The organism is Pokkaliibacter sp. CJK22405 (genome assembly GCF_046614695.1).
In the GTDB taxonomy this organism is placed as follows: domain Bacteria; phylum Pseudomonadota; class Gammaproteobacteria; order Pseudomonadales; family Balneatricaceae; genus Pokkaliibacter.
The window spans coordinates 108798-119648 of record NZ_JBKKHQ010000027.1; the positions used below are offsets into that span (position 1 = coordinate 108798).

The 10851-nt window shown below is 49.2% G+C and carries 11 protein-coding genes; 9 read left to right on the forward strand and 2 right to left on the reverse strand.

What is annotated here, in order from left to right:
• Positions 1-29 precede the first annotated feature (29 nt).
• From fabF to ACKC9G_RS17635, 8 genes are all read left to right on the forward strand, one after another.
• Positions 30-1268: a beta-ketoacyl-ACP synthase II gene (fabF, locus tag ACKC9G_RS17600; RefSeq protein ID WP_411407837.1), complete on the forward strand. Its 1239-nt coding sequence runs from the start codon at positions 30-32 to the stop codon at positions 1266-1268.
• Positions 1268-2116 (forward strand): aminodeoxychorismate lyase, encoded by an 849-nt coding sequence (gene pabC / locus ACKC9G_RS17605; RefSeq protein WP_411407839.1) that lies wholly within the window; start codon positions 1268-1270, stop codon positions 2114-2116. The genes fabF and pabC overlap by 1 nt, the downstream gene beginning before the upstream one ends.
• Complete coding sequence (gene mltG, locus ACKC9G_RS17610) at positions 2104-3120, forward strand: endolytic transglycosylase MltG (protein WP_411407841.1); 1017 nt, start codon at positions 2104-2106, stop codon at positions 3118-3120. Before pabC ends, mltG begins: the two co-directional genes overlap by 13 nt.
• Positions 3120-3740: a dTMP kinase gene (gene tmk / locus ACKC9G_RS17615; RefSeq protein ID WP_411407863.1), complete on the forward strand. Its 621-nt coding sequence runs from the start codon at positions 3120-3122 to the stop codon at positions 3738-3740. Before mltG ends, tmk begins: the two co-directional genes overlap by 1 nt.
• Positions 3733-4719, forward strand: a complete 987-nt coding sequence (locus tag ACKC9G_RS17620) for a DNA polymerase III subunit delta' (RefSeq protein ID WP_411407843.1) — start codon at positions 3733-3735, stop codon at positions 4717-4719. Before tmk ends, ACKC9G_RS17620 begins: the two co-directional genes overlap by 8 nt.
• Positions 4720-4728: 9 nt before the next feature.
• Positions 4729-5061, forward strand: a complete 333-nt coding sequence (locus ACKC9G_RS17625; RefSeq protein WP_411407847.1) for a PilZ domain-containing protein — start codon at positions 4729-4731, stop codon at positions 5059-5061.
• 36 nt (positions 5062-5097) lie between these two features.
• Entirely contained in the window at positions 5098-5877 is a 780-nt protein-coding gene (locus tag ACKC9G_RS17630) for a TatD family hydrolase (protein WP_411407849.1), read from the forward strand.
• A 178-nt stretch (positions 5878-6055) separates the two neighbouring features.
• Positions 6056-6697, forward strand: coding sequence for a DNA-binding protein (locus ACKC9G_RS17635; protein WP_411407851.1), 642 nt, complete (start codon positions 6056-6058; stop codon positions 6695-6697).
• Between the two features lie 54 nt (positions 6698-6751).
• Here the strand turns inward: ACKC9G_RS17635 and ACKC9G_RS17640 are convergent, their stop codons facing one another.
• Positions 6752-8131, reverse strand: a complete 1380-nt coding sequence (locus tag ACKC9G_RS17640; protein ID WP_411407853.1) for a PhoH family protein — start codon at positions 8129-8131, stop codon at positions 6752-6754.
• 681 nt (positions 8132-8812) lie between these two features.
• Complete coding sequence (locus ACKC9G_RS17645; protein ID WP_411407855.1) at positions 8813-9328, reverse strand: chemotaxis protein CheW; 516 nt, start codon at positions 9326-9328, stop codon at positions 8813-8815.
• Between the two features lie 227 nt (positions 9329-9555).
• On the opposite strand from ACKC9G_RS17645, the gene ACKC9G_RS17650 reads away from it, so the two are divergent.
• Positions 9556-10758 carry an FAD-dependent monooxygenase gene (locus ACKC9G_RS17650; RefSeq protein ID WP_411407857.1) on the forward strand — a complete coding sequence of 401 codons (1203 nt, stop codon included), beginning with the start codon at positions 9556-9558 and terminating at the stop codon, positions 10756-10758.
• Positions 10759-10851 lie beyond the last annotated feature (93 nt).

Genomic DNA, 10851 nt, shown 5'->3' on the forward strand with positions numbered 1-10851 from the left:
TTTCTTTTCTTAACCTGGAGGATTATTGGATGGCTCGGAGACGAGTGGTGGTCACAGGATTGGGCATGCTTACCCCGTTGGGTAATACCGTGACTGAGACCTGGAGCAACATTCTGGCCGCAAAGAGTGGTATTGGCCCGATTGAACACTTTGATACCTCAGCATTCAGTACACGCTTTGGCGGATGCGTAAAAGATTTTGACGCGTCGCTGTACATGGATAAAAAAGACGTCAAAAAGATGGATTTATTTATCCAATACGGCGTCGCTGCTGCCCAGCAGGCTATTGAAGATGCCAGCCTGATGTCCGATGGCTTGGATCTTGAGCGTGTTGGTGTGGCTATTGGTTCTGGCATTGGCGGACTGCCGATGATCGAAAAGAACTACGATATGCTGTTAGGTTCAGGTCCTCGCCGTATTTCACCTTTCTTTGTGCCTGGTTCCATCATCAATATGATTTCCGGGAATCTGGGTATTCGCTATGGCTTTAAAGGGCCAAATATCGCGATTACTACCGCCTGTACCACGGGAACCCATAACATTGGTGTAGCTGCGCGAATGATCAGCTATGGCGATGCCGATGTTATGCTGGCGGGTGGCGCTGAAATGGCAACTACGCCTCTTGGCCTTGGTGGCTTTGCTGCGGCACGAGCTCTGTCAACACGTAACGATGATCCGCATGCGGCCAGTCGTCCTTGGGATGCTGATCGTGATGGCTTTGTGCTGAGTGACGGTGCGGGAGTGCTTGTGCTTGAAGAATATGAGCACGCTAAAGCTCGCGGTGCCAAAATCTATGCAGAGCTTATCGGCTTTGGTATGAGCGATGATGCTTACCACATGACCTCACCTCCCGAGGACGGTGCTGGCGCTGCTCAATCCATGAAAGCGGCACTAAAAGATGCTGGTCTTAATGGCAATGAGGTGGATTACATCAATGCGCATGGCACTTCCACTCCTGCCGGTGATAAGGCTGAATCGAATGCTGTGAAGCAGGTCTTTGGTGATCATGCATACAAACTTACTGTTAGCTCAACAAAGTCCATGATTGGTCATTTGCTGGGAGCTGCAGGAGCGGTTGAAGCGCTATTTTGTGTTTTGGCGTTGCGAGATCAGGTGATCCCTCCAACCATCAACCTTGATAACCCATCCGAAGGTTGTGACCTTGATTATGTGCCGCACGAAGCACGTCAGGCTGAGTTGAACGTTACTGTCTCCAATTCTTTCGGTTTTGGTGGCACCAACGGTACACTCGTCTTTCGCAAGGTGTAATGACGGTATCCAGTCTCGTTAATGGGCTGCCCGCCACGGTAGTAGAAGCTACTGATCGCGGGCTTGCCTATGGTGATGGCCTTTTTGAAACGTTGCGCGTTGTCGATGGCCATGTTCTTTTGTGGAGCTATCATTCTGATAGGCTTGCACGAGGCTTTTTAAGGCTGGGTTTTTCTTCAATAGAAGTTCTGCTTAGTCTCCTTGAATCGGAGCTGCATCAACTTCTCTCCTTGCAGTCCTCATCTGCCAATGGACTGATAAAGCTTTTGATTACCCGTGGAGCGGGTGGCCGAGGCTACCGTGCAGACCCTTCTCTTACTCCCACACGCGTACTTTCCTGGCATTCCTATACCTCGCTCTCAGAAGAACAGCGGGCAAAAGGTGTTTCTTTACGCCTGTGTCAGACGCGTTTTGGTCATAATCCTCTTACTGCTGGTCTGAAGCACCTTAACCGTCTTGAACAGGTATTGGCGCGTTCTGAATGGTCAGATAATTCCATCTTTGAGGGTGTTGTGTGCGATATTTCGCAGAATGTAGTTTCAGGCACAATGAGCAATTTATTTATTGTGAAAAATGGCTGCTTAAAGACTCCCAAGCTGGAACTTGCAGGCATTGATGGTACCCGGCGGCGCTGGATCATTGAAAATGCATCCTGTCTTGGTATGCAGGTGAATATCTGCCAGTTGTCGTTGGATGAGCTTTTTCAAGCAGACGAAATCCTAATTTGTAATGCAGCTATGGGCATTGTGCCTGTGGCAGAATTTGAAATGTCTTCTTTCAGTTCGACAGCTACAGGTGTTGAGCTTCACAGGTTATATGAGAGGTCAGTGCTTTCATGCGTTGGTTAATGCGCTTGCTTTTGCTGGGAATTATTGTGGTTATAGCCGTTGCTTATGGCTGGCAATGGGGTGTGAAGCAACTCAATAGTCCTCTCACTATTGAGGGTGAAGAGCAGCTCTATAGTCTCCGTCCAGGGAGTTCATTGAATACGGTTGCGCGTGATCTCGAATCGAATGGCTGGATGGAATTCGGCAAGCTATTGCTTGTCTATAATCGCGTTGAGCACATTGGTGGCTCAATCAAGGCTGGCGAGTACCGTATAACCAAGGGGATGACGCCTCTTGAGTTGCTTGAGCACATGCGCAAGGGTGATGTGGTTGAGTATCGGGTAACGTTAGTGGAAGGCCAGACCTTTAAGCAGTTTCTTGCCACCCTTCATGCGCAATCCAAACTTTCATCCGAGCTGGCTAATATGTCCTCAGCCGCAATTATGCAGCGTCTGGGTCATGAGGGGCAGCATCCGGAAGGCCGATTCTTCCCGGATACTTATGTTTACCACTCCAGTATGACGGATGCCGATATCCTGACTCAGGCCTATGAGCGCATGAAGTCAGTCTTGCAGAAAGAGTGGGATGGCCGCGCTGATAAGCTTCCCTACAAAAACTCATATGAAGCGCTGATTATGGCCTCCATCGTTGAGAAGGAGACCGGTATACCTTCTGAGCGTGACGAGATTGCTGGTGTCTTTGTGCGTCGACTGGAAAAGAATATGCGCCTGCAGACTGATCCTACCGTGATATATGGTATTGGAGATGGCTATGACGGCAATATTACCCGGCGTGATCTTCAAACCATGACCCCTTACAACACTTACATGATCAGCGGTCTTCCTCCAACGCCTATTGCAATGCCTGGGGAAGCCGCTATTCATGCAGCGCTGCATCCTGCTGCGGGTGATGCTTTATATTTCGTTGCGACCGGTAACGGCGGCCATAAGTTTTCTAAATCACTGAATGAGCATAATCAGGCAGTCCGTGACTATCTCAAGGTTCTCAAGGAGAAGCGTCAATGATTCCAGGTAAGTTTATTACTCTGGAAGGGACGGAGGGGGCAGGTAAAACGACCGTTATTCGGCACTTGCGAGACGGGCTTTTAGCTCAAGGGTACGATGTAGTGCTTACTCGGGAGCCGGGAGGCACGCCGCTGGCTGAGGAGCTAAGGGCGCTGCTGTTAACTCCCAGGGATGAGTCGGTGGATGCAGATGCTGAGCTTTTGATGGTTTTTGCTGCCAGGGCGCAGCATATGAATCAGCTTATCAAACCTGCGCTGGCTCGCGGAGCCTGGGTGCTGTGCGACCGTTTCACTGATAGCACTTTTGCTTATCAGGGCGGTGGGCGTGGTTTGTCGTGGCAGTCGATTGAAGATCTGGAAATGCTGGTACAGAAAGGGTTCTCCCCCGATCTGACGCTATGGCTGGATATTGAACCCTCGATAGGTCTGGGGCGAGCATCTCGTCGGAGTGCTGCTGATCGTATAGAACAAGAAACGATCAGCTTTTTTGAGCGTGCCCGATCAGCTTTTCAAAAACGATTCGATGCTAACCCTGAGCGTTTTGCCCGCATTGAGGCAGCGGCCGATGAAGAGAGTGTGAAAGCAGCAGCGATGCTGGCATTAGGACGTTTGCATGGCTGAGCTTTTTCCCTGGCAGCTGAACAGCTGGAGTGAGTTGGTGCAGCGAGCATCCTCTAACAGGTTACCGCACGCTTTACTGCTCACTGGACCAGAAGGGATCGGCAAGCAAGTTTTCGCAGATTATCTGGCTAAGGGGTTTGTATGTTCATCGCCTTCCATAGAGCCATGCGGAGTTTGCAAAAGCTGTCAGCTGATTTCACACCAAACTCACCCTGATAAGTTAACACTGTTACCGGAAGGTGCGGCTAATGTTATTAAAGTGGATGCTATCAGGCAGGTGTCTCATTTTATTAACGAAACTGCCCAGCAGGCCAACGGTAAAGTTGTGGTAGTGACGCAGGCTGAACGATTGAATGTTCAGGCTGCTAACGCCTTGCTAAAAAGCCTGGAGGAGCCTTCCGGGAAGTCCTTATTTCTGCTTATTACTTCTCAGCCTTCACAGTTGATGCCCACTATTCGTAGTCGCTGTCAGCAACTAATCCTTAAGGCTCCAGATATTAAAGACTCATTGGCGTGGTTGCAGGCTGCGGATGTGGATGCAGCGGTAGCTCATGAGCTTCTGGTTATGTCTGGTGGGGCTCCCTTGACCGCACTTGAGTATAGGGCGAGTGATAAGCTTGGGCTATGGCGATCCTGGCAAGAAGATCTTGGTGCCATTTTGTCCAGTCAAAAAGCGTTAACAGAAGTCGCTGAAGGATGGAAGGGCAGTGATCCGGTCTTGATACTTGCCTGGTGGTCGGATTGGTGTGGTAAAGTCATCAAAGTATGCGCTGGGGATCAGTCCTGTGAGCTCAATGACTTACAGCAGCGTGCAGTGTCAGACCGGATGCTGACACCATGGTTAGCTTTCCAGCTGCGAGTTCAGCAACTGAGGAAGCAGTTGACCGGTGCGATAACGCTTAATGTGAACTTGGCGCTCGAATCGCTATTAATTGAATGGATCAAGCTGTTCAGATCGGCTGAACGCACACATCGTTAGGATGCTTTCATGGCTCACGGGATTCTGAACTGTACCTATGAAACCAAAACCATGCTCTATCAGTGCTATATGCCTTTTATTGAGCGTGGAGGCCTGTTTATTCCTACGCAACGTAACTATCAGTTAGGTGATGAGGTCTTTGCGGTTCTCACCATTATGGGTGAAGAGGAAAAAGTACCTGTCTCTGGCAAGGTGATCTGGATTACTCCTCCTGGTGGCCAGAATAACCGGCCTGCCGGCGTGGGAATCCAGGTAAATCCTCAGGATGAAGCTGCAGTGCGCAAGCTGGAGACTATTCTGGCCGGTACTCAGGAATCAGATACGCCGACCTTCACAATGTAACTCCTTTCTTACTTTTTAATCGATTTCAGGGTTTTCATGGGTATCGTCGACTCTCACTGTCATTTAAATATGTTGAAGTCTGACACTGAGAGTGTCACCGAAAGACTACAGGCCGCCAGAGCGCGCGGAGTGGAGAAGTTTCTTTGTATCAGCGTGGATCTGGAAACCTTTCCTGACGTTATTGCCTATGCTGATGAGCATGAAGATGTATACGCATCCCTAGGGATTCATCCTCTGCATCCTGTAGTAGGGCTGCCGGTTACCACTCAATTTGCAGCGAAGGCTCAGCATCCGAAAGTTGTAGCGATTGGCGAAACCGGGCTCGATTATTTTTATGCCAAGGAATTGGCGCAGCAGAAAACTCAGCAAGAGCTATTTGCTTTTCAACTGACTCAAGGAAAAGAGTTGGGGTTACCTGTCATTGTGCATACCCGTGAAGCGCAAGAGGATACGCTGGCACTGATTCGACAGTATGGAAGTACCGAAACAGCAGGTGTACTTCATTGCTTCACAGAAAATTGGGAAATGGCATCCAAAGCCATTGATCTTGGTTATTACATCTCTTTCTCAGGCATTCTGACATTTCGAAATGCAGAGACCTTGCGAGAGGTTGCGAGAAAAGTGCCTCTGGAGCGTATTCTTGTCGAGACAGACTCGCCTTATCTGGCTCCTGTCCCTTACCGAGGCAAAGAAAACGAGCCTAAGTTTGTATACGAGGTGGCTCAATGTCTGGCTGACTTGCGTCAAATGCCCCTTGAAAAGATTGCCCATATAACGACGGATAACTTTCACCGTCTTTTCTCTAAAGCGCAGTAACCCCTCCCATTCATTTTTTCTTCAGGCTGCCAAGTGTTCATGCTCGGCAGCTTGTTAAGCAATTTCAGTATTAACTCCCGGTAGCCTATTTCGTCCGATGCTTCTTAAAAGAAACTTGCCTAAATATTTACAATTGATAATGTACTAAAAATATTCATTACGTATTGTGGTGGCTGGAATGTCTGATTCAACAATTGAGCAGGTTAAAAAAATTGCTGATGACCTTCTTGGCCAGGGGGAGCGTCCAACGCAGCAGCGCGTGAGAGATATTTTGGGTAGAGGAAGCCTCACGACGATTAATAAAGGCCTGAATCAATGGTGGGTGGATTTGAGCCAAAGGCTTAAAGAGCCTGCATTACCCAAGGTTCCTGATCCTGTCGCAAAGAGCCTTAGTCAGATCTGGCAGGATGCTGTCTTCTATGCGCGTGATGAATTAAGAGAGCAGGGAAAGGCTCTTGAGGTGAGCTATCAGGAGCGGCGCTCCAGGATGGATGATGAGCTGGCTATAAGTAAGAGTGAAGTTGCCTCTTTGCAGCAGCGTCTATCTCTAGCGAGTGAGCGGCTTGAGTCTGTGTTGAGTGAGCTTGCGACAGAGCAGCAGCGTGCTCACCAGCAAGAACGTGAGCTTATTGCTTCACAGGCACGGATAAAAGAGCTTGAGCGCTCAGAGGCTCAGCATCAATTGGCGACAGAAAGGTTATTGGCCATTGAGCGGCAGGCGAAAGAGCAGGCTGAGCAACGTTACGCAAAGCTTGAGGCTCAGGCGGATGCCTATTTTCATGCCTGGCAGGAAGAGAAGAAGCGCAATACTGCTAAGTAGGTTGATAAATCAGTAAAAAGGAGCGCCTGAGCGCTCCTTTTTGTTCGCTATATACTAGAGATTTTCTTCAGCATATTCAGCGAGTCGACTACGGACTACGCCATTGAGATGAATATTGGCTGAACCAATAAAGGGCTTGAAGCGTTCAACCACGTACGTTAAGCCAGAGGTAACCGCCGTCAGATAATTACTGTCAATCTGAGCAAGGTTGCCCAGTACCACGAGTTTGCTGCCTTTGCCGCAGCGGGTAAGAATGGTTTTGAGCTGAGAGGGTGTCAGGTTCTGGGCTTCATCAATGAGAACGATAGCATCCTGAATGCTACGGCCACGAATGAAGTTAAGCGACTTGAATTGGATGTTACCTTTTTCTATCGCATAGCGAACGCTGCTCTGCGGTTGATCATCACCTTCATGCATTGCCTCAAGGTTGTCGTGAATCGCGCTGAGCCAAGGGGTCATTTTCTCCTCTTCCGTGCCCGGCAAGAAGCCAATATCCTCCGCTACAGGCGGAGTACTTCGGGTGACGACGATCTTGTTGAAGCGTTTTTGCTCAATCACCATTTCCAGACTGCAGGCGAGAGCAACCAGTGTTTTGCCTGAACCTGCGGCACCATTGATGATGCACATGTCCAAACTGGGATCGAGAATGGAGTGCATGGCAAACGCCTGAGCCAGATTCAGTGGTGATACCCCCCAACAGCTGTGTGTCATCAGCTTTTCGCGATTCAGATCCAGTAAGGTGATTGCATCCTCTTCAATACTGACTACGCGGGCTGCAAAGTCATGGTCATCGTAGATGTATTCGTTCATGTACACGCTAGGCAGCAGATCCGGCGATACCTTGTGATAAACCTCATGGCCGCTGCGCTGGGTTTGCACATTCTCTACGGTGGTCCAGAAATCGCCCTCAATACGGCGATGGCCTTCAGGTAGCATGCTGATATCGGTAATCAGCTGGTCTTTCCGGTAATCCTCAACAATATTCAGTCCTGCGCCATAAGCCTTAAGGCGCATGTTGATGTCTTTGGTGACAAGAACGACTTCGAGATTGGAAAGTGTTGTCTGTAAATGCAGCGCGCAATTAATAATGGAGTTGTCATGAATTTCATTGCCGTTAGGCAAATAGCCCTTACGGAATGCGAGCTCATGATCCGGGAAAACCATCAACTTACCGAGTTTCATTTTGCCGCTGGCAGAAGGAATCGGAATCCCTTTTGTGATTTGGCCGACTTTGGCGTCACGAACGATGTCATCGATCGCATGAATCGCAGCCCGAGCCTCCTTGGCAATCATTTTTTGACGATCCTTGATGTTATCCAGCTCTTCAAGAACGGTCATGGGGATGCAGATATCCTGCTCCTCAAAATGATAGAGACAGTGTGGGTCGTGCAGGAGTACGTTGGTGTCCAGTACGTAAAGACGTGATGCTGCCATAGTCTTGATCTCCTTGTTTGCGATAACCAGTGCCTCGAATTTAGCGCTGGCTGTCAGTCGTCATTGAGACTTTCCTTCGACAAGGGAAGGGGTCAGTTACCCCCGGGTTGAGTGTCGGAGTACTTGAGGCTCCTATCGGATATATCAGTACATATGAGCACATGTTCTGAAGCTGCTCTCCTTACGTGAGTAAAGCCTGTTGAGCTATCAAGCAGAGTTATATGGCTCCTTAAGCCTGCTATTGCCTGGACGTGAATAGGGTTTCTGGCATTACAAAAGATTTGGGTTGCTGACAGGAGGTCAGCATTTGGGTGAGGGGCTCGGGATATAGAATTTTTGGCAGCGTGGTGGCCAACATCGACCCGAACAAAGTGAAGCTCATGACGTATTTTCAAAATAGTCTGACACTCCCGCAAGTAGTTCAAAAAGCAGTGAAAGTGGCTGCTACTACGTGATTGGTGATTTCACAATAGCCCGACTTTTCTAATGAATTCAACCACTTTTTTGTGTCGCGCTGATCTTGTGTTGAGAGGCTTGTTTGGTAGGGAAAAACGTAAAAAGGATCGATAAATGTGTGGAAAACGACAGGAAAGTTGCTGGATATTCAATAAGGGAAAACAGCCAGTCTCAAGCAGATGCTGGCTGTTTTAATCTTAGAGGTGTTTTTAGCTGAGGTGAGTCTCAGAGATCCATCGCAGAGGCGGCTAACTGCTCCTTGGCATGCTCGTTCTCTTGAATGATGCGATTGAGATCCAACAGGATGATGAGTTCATCATTATGATAGCTGACACCTTGAATGAACTTGGCGCTTTCTTCAGTGCCAACATTGGGTGTTCGCTCAATTTGTGACTGGCGAAGGTAGATAACTTCGGCAACCGCATCGACGATCATGCCCACGACCTGATCCTGAAACTCCATGACCACAATGCGGGTGTTCCCCGTTGGTTCAATCACAGGAAGCCCAAACAAAACGCGAGTGTCGACGACCGTGATGACGTTGCCACGGAGGTTGAGGATGCCTTTAATGAAATAGGCAGATCCCGGTACGGGCGCAATTTCAGTCGCGGCATAGGTCAGTACTTCTTTGACCTGCATAACGTCGACAGCGTAACTTTCCTGATCCAGGTTGAAGGTTGCCCATTGCAGCAATGGATCATCATTCGTGCGAGCTTTACCCGCTTCCTCTTGTGTTGCCATTGTCACTACCTGATTAAATTGACTGATAGGTTGAAGTTAGCACAGTTGATCTGAAGCTGCTCACCCGAGATTCGGCAAGTAATTTGCCGCTATCTTGATCGGTCACAAGGTTAAAAGCCTTACAATTCATGAACATGAGCACATCTTCAAAAGGTATACTGCACGCGCTGGGTGTGCAATTGCCAAATTGATGTTCCAAGAATGCAGCTTTATTTACGGAGAATCTCATGAATTTGACGTCAAGTGATGCCGAAAAAGTGACTCAGGCCGACATTGTTATCGTTGGTGGAGGGATGGTCGGTGCAGCGCTGACGGCATCTCTGGGTGATTCACAGTACAAAGTGCTTCTTCTCGAGCAGCATGTGCCCAAGGCTTATGACGCCTCTCAGGATTTTGACTTACGAGTTTCTGCGATTAGTCGCGCATCGGAAAAGCTGCTCCAGTCAGTGGGTGCCTGGGAGGGGGTTCTTAGCAAGCGAAGCTGCATCTATCGTCGGATGCGTGTTTGGGAGCAGGAAGGGCAACAGGGGACGTTGTTCGATGCGGCGGAAATTCAGCAGACCCATCTTGGTCATATCGTGGAGAACCGCCTTATTCAGCTTTCCTTATGGGAGCGACTGGAGCAACTAAGCAATGTTGAAGTTCGAAGCCCGGCCGTTGTTAAAAGAATTACTTATGTACCAGGCAAGTCCCTGGTTGAGCTGGCTTCAGGAGAGAAGATCGAGGCTCAATTGCTTGTCGGTGCAGAAGGCGCTAACTCACTGGTCCGACAAGCAGCATCAATTAGTACTACTGGCTGGGACTATCCAACCCACGTCCTGGTGGTGAATGTCACCACAGCGTATGAACAGCAGGACATTACCTGGCAGCGTTTCAGGCCGACAGGGCCCGAAGCCTTCCTGCCGCTTGCGGGTAATCATGCTTCTATTGTCTGGTATCACCGGCCGGAGGAAGTCGCGCGGCTAAAAGCACTGGATAAAAAAGACCTGCTGGCTGAACTCTACCATCATTTTCCGCAGGATCTGGGCGAGATTACCAATATTGACGACGTCTCTTCTTTTCCATTAAGGCGCCAACATGCGAGAAGCTACGTCAAGCCTGGTGTGGTCTTGGTGGGAGATGCTGCGCACAGTATTCACCCTCTTGCGGGACAGGGAGTCAATCTCGGCTTTGCTGACGTGGTGAGCCTTTCTGACGCGCTCAAGGCACTGAACCCTGAAGAGTTGATGGGCGGTGTAACGCTTGCGGTTTATGAGCAGGAGCGCCGTAAAGCGAACGCTTTAATGATGAATACGATGGAGATGTTTGCCCGTACTTCTCGACTGACTCCTGCACCGATCAAGTTTCTTCGTTCAGCAGCTCTGACTTTGGCTGACCGCTCAGGGCCCATCAAACAAAAGGTAATGAAATACGCGATGGGTATTGAATAAAAAGGGGCCAACCGGCCACTGCTGTCCCATAAATGGCAGTCAATGAAAAAGCCTGAGTCCAAGTGAGTAAAATGAGAGTGCGACCAAACACTC